General features: G+C 72.0%; 19 protein-coding genes. 8 read left to right on the forward strand and 11 right to left on the reverse strand.

From position 1 onward, the window contains the following. Position 1 precedes the first annotated feature (1 nt). Genes ACFWM2_RS24110 through ACFWM2_RS24120 form a run of 3 tightly spaced genes read left to right on the forward strand, consistent with a single transcriptional unit; the run spans position 2 to position 2,152 of the window. Entirely contained in the window at positions 2 to 775 is a 774-nt protein-coding gene (locus tag ACFWM2_RS24110; RefSeq protein ID WP_383283464.1) for a metal ABC transporter ATP-binding protein, read from the forward strand. Continuing rightward, the gene (locus tag ACFWM2_RS24115) at positions 775 to 1,677 is read left to right on the forward strand and encodes a metal ABC transporter permease (protein ID WP_383283467.1); all 903 of its coding nucleotides are present in this window, start codon (positions 775 to 777) and stop codon (positions 1,675 to 1,677) included. Before ACFWM2_RS24110 ends, ACFWM2_RS24115 begins: the two co-directional genes overlap by 1 nt. A 58-nt stretch (positions 1,678 to 1,735) precedes the next feature. Further along, positions 1,736 to 2,152 carry a Fur family transcriptional regulator gene (locus tag ACFWM2_RS24120; RefSeq protein ID WP_383283470.1) on the forward strand — a complete coding sequence of 139 codons (417 nt, stop codon included), beginning with the start codon at positions 1,736 to 1,738 and terminating at the stop codon, positions 2,150 to 2,152. A gap of 112 nt (positions 2,153 to 2,264) precedes the next feature. Here ACFWM2_RS24120 and ACFWM2_RS24125 read toward each other — a convergent pair whose 3' ends face one another. From ACFWM2_RS24125 to ACFWM2_RS24150, 6 genes are all read right to left on the reverse strand, one after another. Then, positions 2,265 to 3,110 carry an isoprenyl transferase gene (locus ACFWM2_RS24125; RefSeq protein WP_383283473.1) on the reverse strand — a complete coding sequence of 282 codons (846 nt, stop codon included), beginning with the start codon at positions 3,108 to 3,110 and terminating at the stop codon, positions 2,265 to 2,267. Positions 3,111 to 3,142: 32 nt separating this feature from the next. Beyond that, on the reverse strand, positions 3,143 to 3,889 hold the full coding sequence (gene recO / locus ACFWM2_RS24130) for a DNA repair protein RecO (protein WP_383283476.1): 747 nt from the start codon (positions 3,887 to 3,889) through the stop codon (positions 3,143 to 3,145). Then, positions 3,886 to 4,017 carry a hypothetical protein gene (locus ACFWM2_RS24135; RefSeq protein WP_383283479.1) on the reverse strand — a complete coding sequence of 44 codons (132 nt, stop codon included), beginning with the start codon at positions 4,015 to 4,017 and terminating at the stop codon, positions 3,886 to 3,888. Before ACFWM2_RS24135 ends, recO begins: the two co-directional genes overlap by 4 nt. A 113-nt stretch (positions 4,018 to 4,130) precedes the next feature. Next, positions 4,131 to 4,346, reverse strand: a complete 216-nt coding sequence (locus ACFWM2_RS24140; RefSeq protein WP_383283741.1) for a hypothetical protein — start codon at positions 4,344 to 4,346, stop codon at positions 4,131 to 4,133. A gap of 675 nt (positions 4,347 to 5,021) precedes the next feature. Then, positions 5,022 to 5,465, reverse strand: a complete 444-nt coding sequence (locus ACFWM2_RS24145) for a protein phosphatase (protein WP_383283482.1) — start codon at positions 5,463 to 5,465, stop codon at positions 5,022 to 5,024. 189 nt (positions 5,466 to 5,654) lie between these two features. After that, positions 5,655 to 6,368, reverse strand: coding sequence for a FadR/GntR family transcriptional regulator (locus tag ACFWM2_RS24150; protein WP_383283744.1), 714 nt, complete (start codon positions 6,366 to 6,368; stop codon positions 5,655 to 5,657). 273 nt (positions 6,369 to 6,641) lie between these two features. Here ACFWM2_RS24150 and ACFWM2_RS24155 point away from each other — a divergent pair, with 273 nt between their 5' ends. Genes ACFWM2_RS24155 through ACFWM2_RS24175 form a run of 5 tightly spaced genes read left to right on the forward strand, consistent with a single transcriptional unit; the run spans position 6,642 to position 13,245 of the window. Next, a complete protein-coding gene (locus ACFWM2_RS24155; protein WP_383283485.1) occupies positions 6,642 to 8,270 on the forward strand; it encodes an ABC transporter substrate-binding protein in 1,629 nt (542 codons plus the stop codon). Between the two features lie 18 nt (positions 8,271 to 8,288). Beyond that, positions 8,289 to 9,248, forward strand: coding sequence for an ABC transporter permease (locus ACFWM2_RS24160; RefSeq protein WP_383283488.1), 960 nt, complete (start codon positions 8,289 to 8,291; stop codon positions 9,246 to 9,248). Then, positions 9,245 to 11,236 carry a dipeptide/oligopeptide/nickel ABC transporter permease/ATP-binding protein gene (locus tag ACFWM2_RS24165; protein ID WP_383283491.1) on the forward strand — a complete coding sequence of 664 codons (1,992 nt, stop codon included), beginning with the start codon at positions 9,245 to 9,247 and terminating at the stop codon, positions 11,234 to 11,236. The genes ACFWM2_RS24160 and ACFWM2_RS24165 overlap by 4 nt, the downstream gene beginning before the upstream one ends. Beyond that, a complete protein-coding gene (locus ACFWM2_RS24170) occupies positions 11,233 to 12,300 on the forward strand; it encodes an oligopeptide/dipeptide ABC transporter ATP-binding protein (RefSeq protein ID WP_383283494.1) in 1,068 nt (355 codons plus the stop codon). The genes ACFWM2_RS24165 and ACFWM2_RS24170 overlap by 4 nt, the downstream gene beginning before the upstream one ends. Before the next feature lie 9 nt (positions 12,301 to 12,309). Beyond that, positions 12,310 to 13,245 (forward strand): dihydrodipicolinate synthase family protein, encoded by a 936-nt coding sequence (locus ACFWM2_RS24175; protein WP_383283497.1) that lies wholly within the window; start codon positions 12,310 to 12,312, stop codon positions 13,243 to 13,245. 88 nt (positions 13,246 to 13,333) lie between these two features. Here the strand turns inward: ACFWM2_RS24175 and ACFWM2_RS24180 are convergent, their stop codons facing one another. From ACFWM2_RS24180 to ACFWM2_RS24200, 5 genes are all read right to left on the reverse strand, one after another. After that, entirely contained in the window at positions 13,334 to 14,605 is a 1,272-nt protein-coding gene (locus ACFWM2_RS24180) for an exo-alpha-sialidase (protein ID WP_383283500.1), read from the reverse strand. Between the two features lie 399 nt (positions 14,606 to 15,004). Then, entirely contained in the window at positions 15,005 to 15,673 is a 669-nt protein-coding gene (locus ACFWM2_RS24185; protein ID WP_383283503.1) for a response regulator, read from the reverse strand. Beyond that, entirely contained in the window at positions 15,670 to 17,028 is a 1,359-nt protein-coding gene (locus ACFWM2_RS24190; protein ID WP_383283747.1) for a sensor histidine kinase, read from the reverse strand. Before ACFWM2_RS24190 ends, ACFWM2_RS24185 begins: the two co-directional genes overlap by 4 nt. A gap of 297 nt (positions 17,029 to 17,325) precedes the next feature. Continuing rightward, entirely contained in the window at positions 17,326 to 19,416 is a 2,091-nt protein-coding gene (locus ACFWM2_RS24195) for an MMPL family transporter (RefSeq protein ID WP_383283506.1), read from the reverse strand. A 245-nt stretch (positions 19,417 to 19,661) separates the two neighbouring features. Further along, on the reverse strand, positions 19,662 to 20,366 hold the full coding sequence (locus tag ACFWM2_RS24200) for a TerB family tellurite resistance protein (protein ID WP_383283509.1): 705 nt from the start codon (positions 20,364 to 20,366) through the stop codon (positions 19,662 to 19,664). Positions 20,367 to 20,605: the final 239 nt, after the last annotated feature.

A 20,605-nucleotide genomic window follows, 5' to 3' on the forward strand; every position in this document is an offset into this window, starting at 1 on the left:
CGTGAGCGAGCGCGAGCCCGTTGTTTCCCTGCGCGGCGTACGGGCCGAGCTGGGCTCACGCCCGGTCCTGCGCGGCATCGACCTCACCGTGCACCGCGGTGAGGTCGTCGCCCTGCTCGGTGCCAACGGCTCCGGCAAGTCGACCGCCGTGCGCAGCATCATCGGCCAAGTCCCGGTCAGCGACGGCGAGATCGAGATCTTCGGCACTCCGCACCGCCGCTTCCGCGCCTGGGCACGCGTCGGGTACGTACCGCAGCGCACCACGGCCGCGGGCGGCGTGCCCGCCACGGTGACCGAGATCGTGGCCTCCGGGCGGCTGTCTCGGACCCGCTTCGGCGTGCTGCGCAAGGCCGACCACGCGGCCGTACGCGGTGCGCTGGAGCTCGTCGGCATGGCCGACCGCGCCAAGGACTCGGTGAACGCCCTCTCCGGCGGCCAGCACCAGCGGGTGCTGATCGCCCGCGCGCTCGCCTCCGGGCCCGAACTGCTGATCATGGACGAGCCGATGGCGGGCGTGGACCTGGCGAGCCAGGAGGTGCTGGCCGCGACCCTGCGCGAGCAGGCCGCCCAGGGCACCTCCGTCCTGCTGGTCCTGCACGAGCTGGGCCCGCTGGAGCCGCTGATCGACCGCGCGGTGGTGCTCCGGGACGGCTGCGTCCTGCACGACGGCCCGCCGCCGCGCGCGGTGGGCCAGCACGCCCTGCCCGGCCATGACCACGTACACCCGCACGCGGCTCACGACGCCGAACCGATCCGGACGGGACTGCTGAGCTGATGGAGATCCTCGACTACGCCTTCATGCAGCGGGCGCTGCTCGCCGCCGTCCTGGTGGGCATCACCGCGCCCGCCATCGGCATCTACCTCGTGCAGCGCCGCCAGGCCCTGATGGGCGACGGCATCGGCCACGTGGCGATGACCGGCGTCGGCCTCGGCTTCCTGCTGTCCACCAACCCCGTCTGGATGGCGACGGCCGTCTCGGTCGTCGGCGCCGTCCTGATGGAACTGATCCGCTGGTACGGCAGGACGCGCGGCGACATCGCCCTCGCGATGCTCTTCTACGGCGGCATGGCGGGCGGCGTGATGTTCATCAACCTCGCGCCGACCGGCTCCAACGCCAACCTCACCTCGTACCTCTTCGGCTCGCTCTCGACCGTGAGCGACAGCGACGTGACGGCGATCTGCGTCCTGGCGGCCTTCGTGGTCCTGGTCACCGTCGGCCTGCGCCGCCAGCTCTTCGCGGTCAGCCAGGACGAGGAGTTCGCCCGGGTCACGGGTCTGCCGGTGCGCGCCCTGAACCTGCTCACGGCGGTCACGGCGGCCGTCACGGTCACGGTCGCCATGCGGGTCGTGGGCCTGCTCCTGGTGTCCGCGCTGATGGTGGTGCCGGTGGCCGCCGCGCAGCAGCTGAGCCGCAGTTTCGCGGCCACGTTCGCGATCGCGGTGGCGATCGGGGTGAGCGTGACGATCGGCGGCACGGTGACGTCGTACTACCAGGACGTGCCGCCCGGCGCGACGATCGTGCTGCTGACGATCGGCGCGTTCGTCGTGCTGACGGTGCTGGCCACCCCACTGGCCCGGCGCCGGGCCCGGGCGCTGGCGGCGGCACAGGCGGCCGGGGACCCGGCCGAGTGCGCGATTCCGGCCACCCGCGGCCCGGAGGGAAAGGTCGGCGTCTGACCAGGCACAGTCCGGACTGGCACAATGGCCGGGCAAGGGCAGACGTGAGGAGGCAACGGTGACAACCGCTGGATCGCCCGTTCGGGGCCGCTCCACCCGGCAGCGTGCCGCCGTGGCGGCGGCACTCGACGAGGTGGACGAGTTCCGCAGTGCGCAGGATCTCCACGACATGCTCAAGCACAAGGGCGACTCCGTCGGGCTCACCACCGTGTACCGCACGCTGCAGAACCTGGCCGACGCCGGCGAGGTCGACGTCCTGCGCACGTCCGACGGCGAGTCCGTCTACCGCCGCTGCTCCAGCGGGGAGCACCACCACCATCTCGTCTGCCGTGTCTGCGGCAAGGCGGTCGAGGTGGAGGGCCCGGCCGTGGAGAAGTGGGCGGAGGCGATCGCGGCGGAGCACGGCTACGTGAACGTCGCCCACACGGTGGAGATCTTCGGCACCTGTGCGGAGTGCTCCGCCGGTAAGGGCTAGCGGCGAGGAGCGCTCCGCCGGTAAGGGCTAGCGGCGAGGAGTGCTCCGCCGGTAAGGGCTGGTCACGTTGAAGGGGCACCCTGCCGGGCGCCCCTTCACACAGGTCCGGTCCCTACTCCGGGCGGCCCTTCATCGCGGCCTCCATCTCCAGCAGTTGCTCGTTCGGGACGGCGCCGCCGAAGCGGCGGTCCCGGGAGGCGAACTCGACGCACGCGCGCCACAGGTCGCGGCGGTCGAAGTCGGGCCACAGCACGTTCTGGAAGACCATCTCGGCGTACGCGCTCTGCCAGAGCAGGTAGTTGGACGTGCGCTGCTCACCGCTCGGCCGCAGGAACAGGTCCACGTCCGGCATGTCCGGGTAGTAGAGGTAGTTCGCGAAGGTCTTCTCGGTGACCTTCGACGGGTCGAGCCGGCCCGCCTTCACGTCCTCCGCCAGGGCCTGCGCGGCGTCGGCGATCTCGGCGCGACCGCCGTAGTTCATGCAGAAGTACAGCGTCAGCCGGTCGTTGTCCTTGGTCTGCTCCTGGGCGATCTGGAGCTCCTTGGCCACCGACTTCCACAGCTTCGGCATCCGGCCCACCCAGCGGACCCGGATACCGAGTTCGTCGAGCTGGTCACGGGTCTTGCGGATGAAGTCGCGGTTGAAGTTCATCAGGAAGCGCACCTCGTCGGGCGAGCGCTTCCAGTTCTCGGTGGAGAAGGCGTACAGCGAGATGGCGCCGACCCCCATCTCGATCGCGCCCTGCAGCACGTCGAGGACGCGCTCGGCACCGACCTTGTGCCCCTCGGTCCGCGGCAGCCCGCGGTCCTTGGCCCACCGGCCGTTTCCGTCCATGACGATCGCCACATGGTTCGGCACCAGCTCACCGGGGAGCTTCGGCGCGCGGGCACCGGACAGATGCGGTTCCGGCGTGCTGTACTCGCGGCGCCGGCGTCCCAGGATCCCGCGTACGACCATGTGCTTCTCGTCTCCCTCTAGCTTGCTCTGTCTTACTTTTCCACGTACCGGAGCGAGCGCAGACCGCGCTCCAGATGCCAGTGCAGATAGGCCGACACCAGGCCGCTGCCCTCCCTGACGTACCGCGGCTCGCTCGCGTCCGCGGTCCCCCAGTCTCCCGTCAGCAGTGCGCTGAGCAGTTCGAGGGCCCCTGCCGAGGGTACGACGCTGCCGGGCACCCGGCAGTCGCCGCATACGGAACCGCCCGCGGCCACCGAGAAGAACCGATTCGGTCCGGGCATACCGCACTTGGCGCAGTCACTGAAGCTCGGCGCGTAACCGTTCACGGCGAGGGAGCGCAGCAGGAAGGCGTCGAGGACGAGGTGTGGCTCGTGCTCGCCGCGGGCGAGGGTGCGCAGTCCGCCGACCAGCAGCAGGTACTGCTGCACGGCCGGCTCCCCCTCGTGGTCCGTGAACCGCTCGGCCGTCTCCAGCATGGCCGTCCCGGCGGTGTAGCGCGCGTAGTCGGTGACGATTCCGCCGCCGTACGGAGCGATGGTCTCGCTCTGGGTGCACAGCGGCAGGCCCCGCCCGATCAGCTCGCTTCCCCGCGCGAAGAACTGCACGTCGACGTGGGAGAACGGTTCGAGCCGTGCCCCGAACTTGGACTTCGTCCGCCGCACCCCCCGCGCCACGGCCCGCACCCGCCCGTGGCCGCGCGTGAGCAGCGTGATGATCCGGTCCGCTTCACCGAGCTTCTGCGTCCGCAGGACGACGCCGTCGTCCCGGAAGAGACTCATCGCTCGCCCCCACGGGTGTCCGGCCGGCGGTAGTGAGGGCGGCCCCCGGAGGACCGCGGCACGATCCGGTCCGCTCCCCCGGGCTCCCGGGTGCGCAGCACGATGCCGTCGTCGCGGAACAGACTCATGGGGTCCATTCTCGCCTACGGGGCGCGTGCCGCGGGCCGGGTGGGCGGGTTCGGTCGCTCACCTACGGCACGGGTGCCACCGGCCCGGCGGGGCGGTTACGCCACTCGCCCCGTCAAGGCACCTCGCCGCGGCTGCGCGCGTTGGCGTACGCCGTGGCCGCGCTGAGCCGCTCGGTCACGGTGGCCGTGCGGAGCGCGTCCGGATCGCCGTCCCACTCCTTGCCGCCGCCGTACGGCCGCAGCTGGACACACGGGCCCTCGTGCCCCGTCACGATGCCCACTCTCCCGGTGCGGGTATCGACGACATACGCTCCGATCGGCGGCTTCATCGGCAGATCCGGAGTGCCGGCAACGGATTCCTTCACTGTTCCTCCGCCTCTTCGGCACAGCGCGCCGAGGTCGTCCCCCGAGTGGTACGTATGCCGCCCCCACCCTGCTCCCCTACCCCCACGACTTTCACGCTTCGCATCGTGAGCGTGACGCTCCGCATCTACACTCGGCCGAGACCCGGGGGTCGGCAAATCGACTGTCGGCCAAGCGGGCCCCTGCGCGGCGGTCCGGCCCCGGCCGGCGTGCCCGGCTCGCCGGGAGTCGCCGAAAGCCCGGAGTCCCGGAGGCCGCCGATCGGCCGTCGGTGGTCTCTCCGCCGGAGTCTCTCCGCGGGCCGCTACGGCCTCACGCAATGCGGTCTCCAGCAGCGCACCCGCCGCCCCCGCATGACGCTCTCCGTCTCGTCGGGTTCGAGTCCGCAGGCGTCCCGCGCCGAGGCCAGGGCCTCCATCCCGGACACCAGCGAGACGGCCACGGTCAGGCGCCGGTGCGGGCCGGGCCGGGCGGCAGAGTGCCGGCGAGGGCCCTGCGGGTGGGCATCTTCCGGTTTCGGCGCCCCTTCGCGAGATTCTCCAGAGCGTCCGGCTCGACGGCGCGTGGGTGGACGACCAACTCACCGCACTCGCACGGCCGTTCAGCGGTCCAGTGGCTCAGTGGCTCAACACGCCGCCGCGTCAGTCTCCGAAGCTGCGCACGTAGCGGCGCTGCCAGGGCGTCTCCACGGCGTGCCGGTCGTAGTGGCGGCGTACATAGTCCACCGCCTCCGCCGGCGGCACCCCGTCGAGGACGGCCAGACAGGCCAGGGCCGTTCCGGTACGGCCGCGGCCGCCGCCGCAGGCGAGCTCGACGCGTTCGTCCGCCGCACGCAGCCAGGCGTCCGTGAGCACCTCGCGCGCCTCGGTACGGCTGCTGGGCAGCCGGAAGTCCGGCCAGCGCAGCCAGTGCGCCGCCCAGGGGGCCTCGGGCGGCCGCTTGCCGAGCAGGTACACGGCATACGTCGGAGTGGGGGCGCCGGGCGGCAGCGGCCGGCGCAGACCCCGGCCACGGACCAGCCGGCCGGAGGGCAGACGCAGTACACCGGCGTCGGACGGGTCCCAGGTCACGGTCGCATCGGTCACGGGGTCAGGGTAGATCGGCGGCGGTTCGGCGGCGACACATCCCGGGCAGGTCCGCGAACTCCTGGCACGTCACGTCCACGGACTCCGGCCGGTCCGCGAAACCCCTGGCTCAACCCGGGAGTTCCGGCCACCGACCGGCCGCCCGGGAACTCGCACCGCCGCCGGACCCGCTCGGACCCGCCCCGACCCTCAGCCGACGCCCCGTGACTCCTGGGCCGCGCGGGCCTCGATGCCGCGGAAGTGGTCCGCCATCGCGCGCTGGGCGGCCTCGACGTCACGAGCGCGCAGGGCGGTGACGATGTCGCGGTGACGGCGAACGGTCAGTTCGGGGGCCGGGTCGTCGGTCCAGCCGCGGGCGCCGGCGACCCGGCGGAAGACCGTCCAGAAGGCGCCGAGCAGCTGCTGGACCAGCGCGTTGCCGAGCGAGGCGTAGAGCAACTCGTGGAACTCCCGGTCGAGTTCCGGGAAGGGCTGCCCCTCCCGGCCCGCCTCCTCCATCTGCGCCACCACGGATTCCAGCCGGTCCAGTTCCGCTTCGGAGAGCGTGGCCGCCACCCGGCGTATCAACCCCTCCTCCAGGACCTCGCGGACCTGGAGGATCTCCGTCAACGCACTGGTGTCCTGGTCCTGTTGGGCGAGGGTGCGGAAGGTGAGGCCGTCGACGAGCGGGGTCAGGGACGCCTGCCCGACGTAGGTGCCGTAGCCGTGTCTGATTTCCACTATGTCGAGGGCCTGCAGTGCCTTGAGGGCCTCGCGGACGGAGTTGCGGCTCACGCCGAGGTCCTCCATCAGCTCCGTCTCGGTGGGCAGCGCGGCGCCCGCCTGAAGCCTGCGGTCGAGGATCATCTGCATCACCTCGCGCTGAATCTGGCTGCTCACGCGCCGTTCACGGGCGATGCGCATCCCGGCGGGGCTGGGCCGGTTCCTGGTCTCCTCGGACATGGGCCGCATCGTACGCTCACTGGACATCGGACGTCCCACCTCCGGACGGAACAAACCTCAACTGGCCATGTTTCACAGCACCATTGGTCGCACCTCTGGAAGATGCGCCATTCGTGTGCGACCCCTTGACCGCCCTGACGACCCCTTTTATGGTCACGCTGCCGCCTATGACGTAGGACGTCGTATCTCCCATCCGCTCCACTCCCGCATCTCCCACTCCTTGCTGGAGGAACCGTGCGCGACGTGACCCCCGCTGCGGCCCTGCGCCGCCGGTCGTTCCTGAAGTACTCCGGCGCGCTCGGCGCGGCCGCCGCCCTCTCCTCCTCGCTGTCCGCCTGCTCCTCCGGGCCGGAGTCGACGAACGACACCGGCGACGGGAAGGGAGGCAAGAACGGCACGCTGACCGCGGTCATCGGCTATGGGAACGACGGCAGTTGGGACCCGACCCAGACGGCGTCCGCCTTCTCGATGGCCGCCAACAACCACATCTACGAGGGCCTGCTCGACACGGACCCGATCTCCCGCGAGCCGTATGCGGCGCTCGCCACCGAGGTCCCGTCCGATCTCAGCGGCACCTCCTGGAAGTTCGAGCTGCGGGCCGGCGCGACGTTCCACGACGGCAGGCCGGTCACCGCCGACGACGTCGTGTTCGTCTTCGACCGGATCCTCGACCCAAAGACCCAGACCCTCGCCAAGGGCTTCTTCGCCGGGTGGCTCCAGGACGTCAGGAAGATCGACGCGCGGAACGTCGAGCTGGTGCTCAAGTTCCCCTTCCCCGAGGGGATTTCCCGGCTGACGCTGGCCAAGATCATGCCCAAGCACGTGTTCTCCAGGCCCGGCGCCTGGGACGACGCGATCAAGGGCAAGGCGGTGGGCTCGGGGCCGTACAGGCAGGCCGCCCACCACCCGAAGTCGAACACCACCTTCGAGGCCTTCGCCGACTACAACGGCCCGCGCAAGGCGGCCTTCCAGAAGATGAACTGGCTGACCATCGTGGACGCCGCACCCCGGGTCGCGAAGATCTCGGGTGCGAGCGCCGGCGCGCAGATCGCCGACAACATCCCGTACGCCAACATCGAGCAGCTGAAGAAGAGCGGCCTGACCGTGCAGGGCGGGGCCGGTATGAACAACCTCTTCCTGATGTTCAACACCCGGCACAAGCCCTTCGACGACGTCCGCGTCCGGCAGGCGCTGCACTACGCCATCGACACCGACAAGATGGTCGAGGTCGCCCTCAAGGGACACGGCAGGGCGTCGACGTCGTTCCTCAACGAGAGCAACCCCGGCTACCGGCCGGCGAAGACCGTCTACGGGTACGACCCGGAGAAGGCGAAGAAGCTCCTCAAGGAAGCCGGGGTCAAGGGGCTGAAGATCGAGATCCTCGCGGTCAACGTCAGCTGGATCGTGGACTGCCTGCCGACCGTCAAGGCCTCCTGGGACGCGATCGGCGTGGAGACCACGCTCGCGCCGCAGGAGACCACGGCCGTCTTCACGAAGATGGACCAGAAGCAGGACTACCAGGTCGTCGCGGCGGCCTCGAACCCGAACCAGTTCGGGCTGGACGCCGACCTGATCATGCACTACAACTACGGGCCCCAGAACCTGTGGATGGGCTACGCCCGCTGGGCCGGCGACTCCGTGGCCAAGAAGCTCTTCAAGGACATGGACCAGGCGACGCGGGAGGCGGACGCCGACCGCAAGAAGACGATGATCCAGGACTACATCGACATCGTCGCCGAACAGGCCGTGCTCTATCCCGTCGTGCACACCGAGCTGATGACGGCCTGGGATCCGAAGAAACTCGCGGGCATCCGAGCCCAGCCGTATCCCGGGATCAATCTCCTGCAAGCCAAGTGGGCTTAGGCACGGAGGAGTTCGTACGTGGTCACCGTCGTCAGAATCCTGGCCCGCCGTGTCGTGCTGCTGGTGCCGCTGATGCTCGGCATCGTGCTCTTCGTGTTCCTCGTGATGCGGTTCTCGGACGTCGACCCGGCGTCGGCGTTCTTCCAGGGCGCCAATCCGACGCCGCAGCAACTGCACGACTTCCGGGAGCAGAACGGACTGCTGGACCCGTTCCCCGTCCGCTACGTCCACTTCATCGGCGATCTCCTGCACGGGGACATGGGCACCAGCGCGCTGACCAGGGCGCCGGTCGTCGACCAGGTCACCACCGCGCTGCCGCTCACGCTCCAGCTCACCTTCCTGGGGCTCGGCATCGCGGTGGTGCTCGCGCTGCTCGGCGGGGTCACGGCCGCGATCTACCGGGACCGGCTGCCCGACCAGGCCATCCGGATCGTCTCGCTCACCGGCGTCGCGGCTCCCGGATTCTGGCTGGCGCTGCTGATGATCCAGTACCTGGCGGTCGACCAGGGCTGGTTCCCGACCGGCGGATACGTCAACCCCGGTGACTCGCTGAGCGGTTGGCTCAAGACGATGACCCTGCCGGCCTTCGCGCTGTCCCTGCCGGTCGCCGCGCAGCTCACCCGGATCGTGCGCACGGCCGTCGTGGAGGAGCTGGACAAGGACTACGTACGGACGGCGATCGGGAGCGGGCTGCCGCCGGTCGTGGTCGTCGGCCGGAACGTGCTGCGCAACGCCCTGATCAATCCGCTGACCGTACTGGGCCTGCGCGTCGGGTATCTGCTCGGCGGCGCGGTCGTCATCGAGACGATCTTCTCCCTCCCCGGGATGGGGAAGCTGATGATCGACGCGGTGAAGAACGGCGACCCGGCGGTCGTCCAGGGGGTCGTCCTGACGACGGCGACCGGCTTCGTGGTCGTGAACCTCGTCATCGACATCCTGTATCTGCTGGTCAACCCGCGACTGAGGGATGCCCGATGACCACTCGTACGCGACTGGCGGAGGCCCTCGCCCGCCCCGGCGTCCGGCTGCGCGGCCGGCGCCGGCTGCCGCTGGTGTCCCGGATCGCCGTCTGTTTCCTCGCCGTCGTCGTGCTGCTGGCCGTGTTCGCCCCGCTGCTCGCGCCGCACGACCCGCTCGACCAGCAGACCTCGGTGGACGGCAGCGGGCATCCGTCCGGCTCGCACTGGATGGGCCAGGACAGCCTGGGCCGGGACATCCTCAGCCGGCTGATGTACGGCGCCCGCTGGTCGCTCGCGATCGGGCTGGGCGCCACCGCGCTCGCCCTCCTCGTGGGGGCGCTGCTCGGCGCGGTCGCGGCGACCTCGCGCAAGGCGGTCGACGAGACGCTGATGCGCTGTCTGGACGTCGTGATGGCGTTCCCGGGGATCGCACTCGCGGCGGTCCTGGTGGCCGTGTTCGGCGGGGGCATCACGGTCCTCATCTGCGCCATCGCGTTCCTGTTCACACCGCCGGTGGCCAGGGTCGTACGGGCGAACGTCCTCGACCAGTACGGCGAGGACTACGTCACCGCGGAGCGCGTGATCGGCGCGCGCACAGCGCACATCGTGCTGCGGCACGTGGCCGTCAACTGCGCGGCGCCCGTCCTGGTGTTCTGCACGGTGCAGGTGGCCGAGGCCATCGTCTTCGAGGCGTCCCTGTCGTTCATCGGCGCGGGTGTACGGCCGCCGGACCCGTCGTGGGGCAGTGTCATCGCGGACGGCAAGAACATGGTGCTGACCGGGGGCTGGTGGGCCACCGTCTTCCCCGGGCTGCTGATGCTGGTCACCGTGCTGTGCCTGAACATCCTGTCCGAGGGGGTCTCGGACGCCTGGGCGGCACCCGCGGCACGGGACGTCGCACCGCGCGAAGTGACCGCACAGGACCGGCTGGAGGCGCCGGAGCCGGGCAGCGGCAAGGTCCTCGAACTGCCCGGGCTCACCGAGGCGGCGCGGCGGCTGCGCTCCAGGGCCCGGCCGCTGCCGGCCGGCCGGCCGGTGCTCGCCGTCGAGGACCTGGCCATCGGTTTCGACGCCCGGCACGGCGGGGTGGACATCGTCGACGGGATCAGCTTCGAGGTCCACCCCGGTGAAGTCCTGGGCCTGGTCGGCGAGTCGGGCTGCGGCAAGTCGCTGACCGCGCTGGCGGTGATGGGCCTGGAACCCAAGGGCGCCCGGGTGCGCGGCCGGGTCCGCTTCGACGAGCGGGAGTTGGTGGGCGAGCCGATGCGCGTACGGCGCCGGCTGCTCGGCCACGAGATGGCGATGATCTACCAGGACGCGCTGTCCTCCCTGAATCCGGCGATGACGATCCGGGCGCAGCTCAAGCAGGTCGTCCGCAGGGGCGGCAAGCGCACGCCCGCCGAACTGCTGGCCCTGGTCGGTCTCGATCCCGGGCGCACCCTGCCGAGTTACCCGCACGAGTTGTCCGGTGGTCAGCGCCAGCGCGTCCTGATCGCCATGTCGCTCTCGCGCAGCCCGAAACTCATCGTCGCCGACGAGCCGACCACCGCCCTGGACGTGACGGTGCAGGCGCAGATCATCGAACTGCTGCTGCGGCTCCGCGCCGAGCTGGGCTTCGCGCTCATCCTCGTCTCGCACGACCTCGCGCTCGTCGCGGACGTCACCGACCGGGTGGTCGTGATGTACGGCGGCCAGATCGTCGAGACGGGCGTGACGGCGGACCTGGTGGAGGCGCCCGCCCACCACTACACGCGCGGCCTGCTCGGCAGTGTGCTGTCGCTGGAGTCGGCGGCCGTGCGGATGACGCAGATCAAGGGCGTCGTCCCCTCGCCGGCCGACTTCCCGGCGGGCTGCCGGTTCGCCGAACGCTGTCCCCTGGCGAGCGAGGTGTGCCGGACGACCGCGCCGGATCTGCTGGGCGCGTCCACCCACACGGCGGCCTGCCACCATCCCGCGATCGATCTGACCGCGGCAGCCGCCGCCTCGGGAAGCGAGGTCCACAAGTGAGCGCACTCGTCACGCTGTCCGGCGCCCATGTCGTCCACAAGGCGCGCAGCGGCGGGCTGTTCACCCGGGACCGGGTGTACGCGCTGACCGGCGCCGACCTCGTCATCGCGCGCGGCGAGACGGTCGGCGTGGTCGGCGAGTCCGGCTGCGGGAAGTCGACGCTCGCCAAGGTGCTGGTCGGGGTGGAGCGGCCGACGGCCGGCACGGTGTCCTTCGGCGACCGCGACCTGTGGTCCATGAAGCCGGCCGAACGCCGGGTGGCCGTCGGCAGCAGCACCGGCATGATCTTCCAGGACCCGTCGACCGCCCTGAACCGCCGGCTGACGGTCCGGCAGATCCTGCGCGACCCGTTGGATGTGCACCGGCGCGGCACGGCGGCCCAACGCGAGGAAAGAGTGCGGGAGTTGATGTCTCTGGTCGGGCTGCCGCGGGCCCTCGCCGACGGCCTGCCGGGACAGCTGTCCGGCGGCCAGCGCCAGCGCGTCGCCATCGCCCGGGCCCTGGCCCTCGAACCGGATCTGGTGGTGGCCGACGAACCCACCAGCGCGCTGGACGTCTCCGTACGCGCGCAGATCCTCAATCTGCTCCTGGACCTGAAGGAACGCCTCGGCCTTGCGCTGGTGTTCGTCTCGCACGACATCCAGACGGTGCGCCGGATGAGCGACCGGGTGATCACGATGTACCTCGGCAGGATCGTCGAGGAGTCTCCGGCGGACGAGGTCACCGACCGCGCCCGGCACCCGTACACCCGGGCCCTGTTCTCCGCGACACCCGGTCTGCTGGACCCCATCGATCCGATTCCGCTGGCCGGACCCGTCCCCTCGGCGACCCGGCCACCCAGCGGCTGCCCGTTCCGTACCCGCTGCTGGAAGGCCGACGCGGTGTGCGCGGAGCGGATGCCGGACTTCGCGCCGGCGTCGTCGCCGGAGCACCGCTTCCGGTGCCACCATCCTGTGGCGGAGAACCAGTCCACACGGGACCTGGTGGCCCAGGCCGGGTCCGCGTCGGACGTCCCCTCCCCGGCCGCCGCCATGGCCGACATCCCCACCCAGCACCATCCCTAGGGAGCCTCGATGACGATCACCGCCCCGCTGACCGGTGTCGTACCCCCCGTCTGCACGCCCCTGACACCGGACGGCGAGGTGGACGTCCCCTCCCTCATCGGGCTGGTGGACCATCTGGTGGCGGGGGGTGTGCACGGTCTGTTCGTGCTCGGTTCGACGTCCGAGGCGGCGTACCTCACGGACGCGCAGCGGCGGCTGGTCGTCGAGACCGTCGCCGGCCATGTCGCCGGGCAGCTCCCCGTCCTCGCGGGGGCGATCGACATGACGACGCCCCGGGTGCTGGACCACGTCGCGGCCGTCGTCGCGGCGGGCGCGGACGCGGTCGTGGCCACCGCGCCCTTCTACACCCGCACCCATCCCGCGGAGATCGCCCGTCACTACCGGCTGATCGCCGCGCGTTCGCCGGTACCGCTCTTCGCGTACGACCTCCCCGTCGCCGTCCACACCAAGCTGTCCGCCGAGCTCGTCCTCGAACTCGCCGCCGACGGGACCCTGTTCGGGCTCAAGGACTCCAGCGGTGACCTGGGCGCCTTCCGCTCCGTCGTGACCGGTGCGCGTACGCGCCCCGACATCTCCGGGTTCACCGTTCTGACCGGGTCCGAGCTGGTCGTCGACTCGGCGCTGGCGCTCGGGGCGGACGGGGCGGTGCCCGGGCTCGGGAACGTGGATCCCGTCGGATACGTGCGGCTGGACCGGCTCTGCCGGGAGGGGGACTGGGAGGGAGCCCGCGGCGAACAGGAGCGGTTGTGCGGGCTGTTCGGGATGGTCGGGGTCGGTGACCCCGGGCGGATGGGGGGCAGCTCCTCCGCTCTCGGGGCGTTCAAGGCGGCGCTGTATCTGCGCGGGGTGATCGCCTGCCCCCTCACGGCGGCGCCTCAAGTCCCCCTGTCCGAGGGGGAAGTGGAGCGGGTGGGGAAGTACTTGGCGGGGGCGGGGTTGCTGTAGGGGTGTTTCTCGCCCCCGCCGCCCCTGCCCTTCCCGTACCTGGGGGCTTCGCCCCCAGAGCCCCGTTATCGCGCTTGCGCGCTCGTCCTCAATCGCCGGACGGGCTGAAATCTTTCCCCCGCCCGGGACGAATGGCCGCCTGGTCAAGCAGTTCGGGCACCGGAAGCCGACGGAACTCGATCGTCTCGTAGGGGCCCGAGACCCCCGTCTCGTAGAGGACACCGACCGTGTCCCCGCTCAGCTGGACGAGGTCGGAATAAGCGGCCCGCCGCTGCGAGAGCGTCGCGGCACGGACGAACGTGGCGCCCGCGTCCCCGCTGCGCCAGACCGCCATCGCCTGCCGGGCGGTGGGCACGGAGGGCCCGGAGAAGAGCAGGGGAGCGCCCGGCCCGCGGAGCTGGAGGACGCTGCCCTGGACGACGGGCACGTCGTTGAGGGTGGGCTGCACGGTGTAGGGGTGGTCCAGCGTCACGCCGCCGTCGCTGGAGTAGGTGTCCAGCCGGTTGCCCGCGCTCGCCCCGTTCTGGTCCCGGGCACTGAAGTAGAGCCGCCCGTCGGGCAGTTCGGCCGCGATGCTCTCGTTGGCGTTGTCCGCACCGTCGTACGAGTCGTCGACGAATCCCAGCCGCCAGCTGACGCCGCCGTCGTCGCTGTGGATCGCGTGGGCGCCGTAGTACTTGGCTTCCTGGCCGGTGTCCGTGGACCCGGCGGGCGGCGCGGCCGAGTGGTTGGCCGGCACGACCAGGCGCCCGGCGTGCGGACCCCGGGTGAGGGCCACCGCGTGCCCGGGTCCGGTCGCGTACCAACGCCAGTCCGGCAGCTTCACCTGCGCCGTGATGTCCCGCGGAGCGGAGAAGTGCCGTCCGTCGTCCCGGCTCGTCTGCACGAAGACGCGGCGGCTCTGCTGGGGCGTGACCTCGCCGCGCATGATCTGCGCCTCGGTCACGGTCCCACTGTTGTACGACGTGACGAGGACGATCCGGCCGGTGCGCGGGTCGACGACCGGTGCCGGGTTGCCCCGGGTGTCCCCGTCCCCGGCGGCGACCACGTGCGGCGCTCCCCACGTACAGCCGCCGTCGGAGGAGCGTCTGAGGACGACGTCGATGTTCCCGGTGTCGCCCGCGCTGTTGTGCCGGCCCTCCGCGAAGGCGAGCAGCGTGCCCGCGCGTGTGGTGACCGTGGCCGGGATGCGATAGGTGTCGTAGCCGTCCCGGCCCGCGGTGTACGGCACCGAAGAGGCGCAGCCGCGCCCGCCCGACGGGGCGGCGGACGCGGTGCCGGCACCCGCCGCGGTGATCGCGAGGGCGACGAGGAGTCCGGCGGCCGCCGCGAGCGCGGACGGACGGCTGGTGACGGTCATGGCGCTCCCGGGACTGCGGCAGACGTGGGACGTGGGATGTCCTGGTGAAGGTAGTGCGCCCGGGGAGACACATCAATACCCGTGCGGCCACGGCGTGTTGATGTGGCGTCAGGCGCAACCCACCCGTCCGGCCCGGTGACGGCGCGTCACTGTGGCCCGACGGCGGCGCATCGCTGCGGCCGCTTGACGGCGCGTCGCTGTGGGCCGGTGTCGGCGCGTCGCTGTGACCGCGTGACGGCACGTCGCTGTGGGCCGGTGGTGGCGCGTCGCTGCGCCCGCGTGACAGCGCATCGCTGTGCCCGCGTGACAGCGCATCGCTGTGCCCGCGTGACAGCGCATCGCTGTGCCCGCGTGACAGCGCATCTGTGACCCGGTGGCGGCCTGTCGCTGTGGGCCCGTTCAGCCGGTGGCGCCCGGGGTGATCAGCCCCGACTCGTACGCCACGATCACCAGCTGGGCGCGGTCGCGGGCGCCCAGTTTGCCCATGATGCGGCTGACGTGGGTCTTCGCGGTGAGCGGGCTCAGGCCCAGCGTCTCGGCGATCTCGGTGTTGTTCAGACCGCGCGCGACCAGGGAGAGGACCCCGCGCTCGCGGTCGGAGAGACACTCCGGGCCGCCGTTCGTCGCGGGGACCTCGGGGGCGCGCAGGAATCGGGCGATCAGCCGCGCGGTCGGTCCCGGCGAGAGCAGGGCGTCACCGGCGGCGACCGTGCGGATGGCGTCGAGGAGTTCGGCCGGTCTCGTGTCCTTCACCAGGAAGCCGGAGGCGCCCGCGCGCAGCGCCTCCACGATGTGCTCGTCGGTGTCGTACGTGGTGAGGACCAGCACCCTGACCCCGGCGAGGTCCTCGTCGGCGGCGATCAGCCGGGTCGCCTCGATGCCGTCCAGATCGGGCATGCGGATGTCCATGACGACCAGATCGGCCCGGGCGGTGCCGGCCAGCTCGACCGCCTCCCGTCCCGTGCCCGCCTGTGCCACGACCTCCATGTCCCGCGCCGACTCCACGAGCATGGCGAACGCAGCCCGTACGAGGGTCTGGTCGTCGGCGAGCAGCACACGAATGGTCATCGGACCTCCCCCGCTTCCGGCCCTTGTCCACGCGCCGCCTCCTGGCCCGCCCCCGCAGGAACCCGTACCACCGGCCCCTGCCGCGGCCACCGTTCCGCCCCCGTGGTCGGCCCCGAGCCCAGCGGCAGCACCGCCGTCACTCCGAAGCCGCCGGCCGGCCGCGTCCCCGCCTCCAGCGTGCCGCCCACGCTCCGCGCCCGCTCCCGCATGCCCACGAGTCCGAACCCGGCGCTGCCACCGCCGCCGTCGGGCCACGGGACGTCCTCCATAAGGTGCCCGACGCCGACTCCCGCGCCGTACCCGTCGTCCGTGACCGTCACGTGCAGCGCCCCGCTCTCCGCCCGCAGGGTCACGCGGACCGTCACGTCGGGGCCGGCGTGCCGTACCGCGTTGGTCAGTGCCTCCTGCACGATCCGGTAGGCGGCGGCGCCCACGGCGGACGGGACGCCCTCGCCCCGTATTCCGTCCCCGGTCTCCACCTCGACCTCGGCGCCCGCGGTCCGGGCGGCCGCCACCAGGTCGGGCACCCCGTCCAGGCCCGGCAACGGCCCGCGTCCGTCGCCGCCGTGCGCGCCTGCCGGTTCGCCGCCGCGCAGCACGCCGTGCTCGGGTTCGCGCAGCACCTCCAGCGTGCCGCGCAGTTCGCCGCGCGCGGTCCGGCAGGTCTCGGCGATGTCGTCGAGGGCCTGGGCGACCGCCGCCCGGTCGAGCCGGTCGGGGTCGGCGGCCAGCACATGCGCGGCGACGGACGTCTGCACGCCGATCAGCGTGATGCTGTGCGCGAGCAGGTCGTGCAGGTCCCGCGCGATCCTCAGCCGCTCCTCCGCGACCCGCCGGCGCGCCTCCTCCTCCCGTGTGCGCTCGGCCCGTTCGGCGCGTTCGACGACCGAGGCGACGTACTGGCGGTGCACGCGGACGTATCCGCCGAGGAGCAGGAAGGCGACGATCCAGCCGGCGATCGGCAGGACGTCCGTGACCTGGCGCGGCGGAACCACGGCGCTCACCGTCATGATCACGCCGATCAGGCCGCCGCCGATGAGCAGCGCCCGGCGCGGGGGGAACATCGTCGCGATCGTGTAGAGCGACACCATGACCGGCGCGGTGGCGGCCGTGTGGTTGTAGTCGAGCGCGTGGTACGGACCGAGGAACGCGACCATGCCGAGGAACGAGAGCAGCGGCCTGCGGCGACGCCAGGCCAGCGGCACATGGCCGCCGAGCAGCAGGGGCCAGCCGAGCGCGTCGGGGTCGCGCCCGTCACCGAAGCTCAGGCCGATCACGACCGCGAGGAGGGCGAGGGCGGCGGCGCGGAAGGCGTCGTCGCGTGCCGCGTGCGGCGACGGTCCGCCGCGGGACATGCGCCCGATGCCGGCGCGCGCCAGCTCGGTGAGACGCGGCCACCCGTGGACGGCCACCGCCGGGCCCGCTGCGGTGGAGGCGGTGGTGGTGGTCTCCGTCGTGGCCGGGTTCGCCGTGGATGCCTGCACGGGGTTCATCTTCCGTTAGGAGGGCGCCCCTCCGGGAGGGAGGGACGCCGGTCGAGGGCCCTGCCGCGGGTTGGCCGGGCCGGTCGAGAGCCCTGCCGGGGGTCGGGGCCGGCCGAGGGACCTACCGCTGGTCGCCCCGGAGTGCGGCGCCGGGCCCGCCGAGGGTGCTCACCTCACAGCCACCCGCTCCTTCTGCCGCGGCTCCGGCGGTCGCGGCGGCTCCGGCGCCCGGGACAGCCGTCCCGGCCACCAGACCTTGCGGCCGAGCGCGACGCTCGCGCTGGTCACGAGGTACGTCCGGACGAGGAAGGTGTCGAGCAGCACCCCCACCGCGATCACGAATCCGAGTTGGACGAGCTGCACCAGCCCCATGTTGGTGAGGACGGCGAAGGTCGCGGCCAGGACCAGCCCGGCGGAGGCGATCACGCCCCCGGTGGACCGCAGCGCGGTCAGCGCGGCGGCGACGGGCTCCGCCCCCGCGAGCGACTCCTCCCGCATCCGGTGCATCAGGAAGATCCCGTAGTCGACGCCGAGGGCGACCAGGAAGACGAAGGACAGCAGCCCGAGCCCCGGATCGGTCCCCTCGAACCCGAGGAGCGGCCCGAACACCAGTCCCCCGATCCCGAGCGCCGCACCCCAGACCGCGATCACCGCTGCGACGAGCAGCAGCGGCGCGACGAGACTGCGCAGCAGCACGATCAGGATGAGCAGGACGGAGACCAGGACGATCGGTACCACGATGAGCCGGTCGCGGGCGTTGGTGTCCTCCAGGTCGATCTGCTGGGCGCTGGGCCCGCCGACGTACGACCCTTCGAGCACCTTCCGCAGATCCTTGATGGTGGCGGTCTCGCCCGCGGACTGGGGCGCGTCCTTCGCGACGACGGAGATCTCCGTCCAGCCGTCCCCGGTCCGCCCGCGCTCGGCGCCGGCGACCCCCCGCTCACCCCGCACCGCGGCCAGGGCGGCATCCGCCTGCCCGGCCGGGCTGATCACGGTGATGGGCTGGGTGCCCCGCTCGGGATAGGCCGCGGCCAGCGTCTCCATGGCGGCGACCGACTCGGGTTTGTCGACGAAGGCGTCCTGCTGCTTGAGCTCGCCGGGCAGGTTCAGCGCACCGAGGGCGAGCGCGCCGAGGAGCACGGCGCCGCCCGCGAGGACGACGAGCGGCCTGCGCCCGGCAGAACTGCCCATCGCCGCGAAGAGACTGCGCCGCTGCCTGGGCACACTGCCGTACGCCGGAACGAGCGGCCAGAACACCCGCCGCCCGAGCAGGACCAGTACGGCGGGCAGCAGCGTCAGCATGGCGATCAGTGCGCAGAGCACACCGACGGTCCCCAGCGGACCCATCCCCCGGCTGCTGTTGAGGTCGGCGGCGAGCAGACACAGCAGACCGACCGCCACGGTCCCGGAGGAGGCGAGCACCGCGGGCCCGCAGCCGCGCAGAGCGGCCCGCATCGCGTCGTACGGCCGCTCGACGCGCCGCAGCTCCTCGCGGTACCGGGCCACGAGCAGCAGGGCGTAGTCCGTCCCCGCGCCGAAGACGAGGATCGTCATCACGCCCGAGCTCTGCCCGGACACACTGGTGCCGAACGCCTCGTGGAGTCCGTACGCGACGCCCATCGAGAGGTAGTCGGCGACGCCCGCGACGACGAGCGGCAGGAGCCAGAGGAACGGGCTGCGGTAGATGAGGATCAGCAGTACGGCGACCACGGCGACGGTGGTGTAGAGCAGGGGCCCGCCGAGGGAGTCGTAGACCTGGGCGGCGTCCGTGCTCATGGCGCTCGGGCCGCCCACCTCGACGGTCAGTCCGCCGTCGCTGTGGGCGACTCGGCGGACGTCCTCGACGAGCGAGTCGCGCAGGTCCTCGTCCTGTCCGGGCTCGGTGGAGGAGACCGGGTACATCAGCGTCGTACCGTCCTGGGACGGGATGCCGCGCGGGGTGCCGGTCAGCTCGTGGTCCCCGGCGACCCGCGCCAGTTGCTGCCGCGCCGTCGCCCGGTCCCCGGCGGTCAGCCCGCCGTCCCGGTGGTAGACGAGGACCAGCTCGGTCGCCTCGCCGCCCGGCAGCCGGTCCTGGATCTTCGCCACCTGGGTGGAGTCGGCACTCGCCGGCAGATAGTCCACGATCCGGTCGTGCTGCGTGTCCGCGAGCCGGGAGGCGAACGGCGCCACGAAGGCCAGCAGGGCCACCCAGAGCCCGAGCAACGCCCAGGGCACGGCCCTTCGCCGCGTACGCGTGGTTGTCTTTCCGGGCCCCATGTCGGGGTCCTCCCCTCCTGGACGAGTGTCTGGACACGCACCAGACTCCCGCCGCGCGACACGCGATTCGTCGCGCGGGAGGGCGAGTTGGGGGCTACTGCCGAGGGTGACCCGCGCGCCGGAATACTCCCCGGGGAGTACGCGGACCCGGCTTCCGGCACAGCGGTGCACGCGGTGCACGCGGTGCAGGGAAGCATGCGTGCCGCAGCCGGCGATCGTGGTCCGGGGAGACGTACCTGCCGCTGTCAGGAAGGCGTCCGCGCTGTCACCAGCAGACGCGTCACATCGTCCGTGCAGATCGTCAGCGCCGCCCCCACCGTGGCGAGCACGTCCCGCTCGGCGGGTGTGTACGGCCCGTCGGCCAGGGCGATCCGCGCGCCCTGCAGCAGGATCGCCTCGCGGCCCGTCGGGGCGAGGTGCGGTGCCAGCGGGTCCAGCGCCTCGTGGAGCTCTATGGCGAGACCGGCACCGCACGGCTCCCCGAAGATACGGCCGGTGTCGGCGGCGAGGGCCTCGACGAGGGCGTCCAGCTGTTCCTCGGTGCAGTCGTCGAAGCCCGCGGCACGCACGGCGGCGGCGGCCGTCTCCAGGGCGGCGCGGGCGCAGGTGCCGCCCGCGGCGAGCACCGCGAGGGCGACCGTGTGCACGGCGTCCCGCAGCATCGCCGAGAAGCGGGTGGTGGTCGGGTGGTCGAGGACGTCGGCGCCGAAGTGGTGGCGGCAGGCGGCGCATTCGACGACGGGGCCGGTGTCGCCGCGCGCGAGGACCGGGACGCCGAGCAGGGTGAAACGTCGCCGGCCGGTCAGGCGCTGGTAGTTGCGGTCGCCCCCGCAGCCGGGGCAGAAGAACTCGCCGTCGCCGACGGTGGTCCACGCGGTGCGAATGCCTAGAACACGGGACACACGACCAACACGGACATCACGGTCGTTCCGTCCCCATTCTGGCAGCACGTCGCACCTCCGTAACCCCACGGCAACATCGCCGCGTTGGCGTGATGTTAGCCACATTGTTGATGTGGAGTCAGTACCCAGGGCGAGACCTCACGGAGCCTTCACCGGTGATTGGCCGGTAAACGACGTGGCCCCGGGCCCCCCCCAAAAAAGAAAAGGGCACAAAAAAACCCCCCCCGCCCCCCCCCCCACCCCCCCGTTTCCCCCCCAGACCACCGCCCCCCCCCACACACCCTCTT

The organism is Streptomyces sp. NPDC058371, from assembly GCF_042723265.1.
GTDB lineage: Bacteria > Actinomycetota > Actinomycetes > Streptomycetales > Streptomycetaceae > Streptomyces.

Coding starts and splice junctions, on each gene's coding strand:
- ACFWM2_RS24190 (WP_383283747.1), bottom strand. CDS start 17,028: ATGTCCCGCGGCGGACCGTCGCCGCACGCGGCACGCGACGACGCCTTC.
- ACFWM2_RS24195 (WP_383283506.1), bottom strand. CDS start 19,416: ATGGGGCCCGGAAAGACAACCACGCGTACGCGGCGAAGGGCCGTGCCC.
- ACFWM2_RS24125 (WP_383283473.1), bottom strand. CDS start 3,110: ATGGTCGTACGCGGGATCCTGGGACGCCGGCGCCGCGAGTACAGCACG.
- ACFWM2_RS24175 (WP_383283497.1), top strand. CDS start 12,310: ATGACGATCACCGCCCCGCTGACCGGTGTCGTACCCCCCGTCTGCACG.
- ACFWM2_RS24180 (WP_383283500.1), bottom strand. CDS start 14,605: ATGACCGTCACCAGCCGTCCGTCCGCGCTCGCGGCGGCCGCCGGACTC.
- ACFWM2_RS24185 (WP_383283503.1), bottom strand. CDS start 15,673: ATGACCATTCGTGTGCTGCTCGCCGACGACCAGACCCTCGTACGGGCT.
- ACFWM2_RS24140 (WP_383283741.1), bottom strand. CDS start 4,346: ATGAAGCCGCCGATCGGAGCGTATGTCGTCGATACCCGCACCGGGAGA.
- ACFWM2_RS24135 (WP_383283479.1), bottom strand. CDS start 4,017: ATGAGTCTGTTCCGCGACGACGGCATCGTGCTGCGCACCCGGGAGCCC.
- ACFWM2_RS24115 (WP_383283467.1), top strand. CDS start 775: ATGGAGATCCTCGACTACGCCTTCATGCAGCGGGCGCTGCTCGCCGCC.
- recO (WP_383283476.1), bottom strand. CDS start 3,889: ATGAGTCTCTTCCGGGACGACGGCGTCGTCCTGCGGACGCAGAAGCTC.
- ACFWM2_RS24165 (WP_383283491.1), top strand. CDS start 9,245: ATGACCACTCGTACGCGACTGGCGGAGGCCCTCGCCCGCCCCGGCGTC.
- ACFWM2_RS24150 (WP_383283744.1), bottom strand. CDS start 6,368: ATGCGCATCGCCCGTGAACGGCGCGTGAGCAGCCAGATTCAGCGCGAG.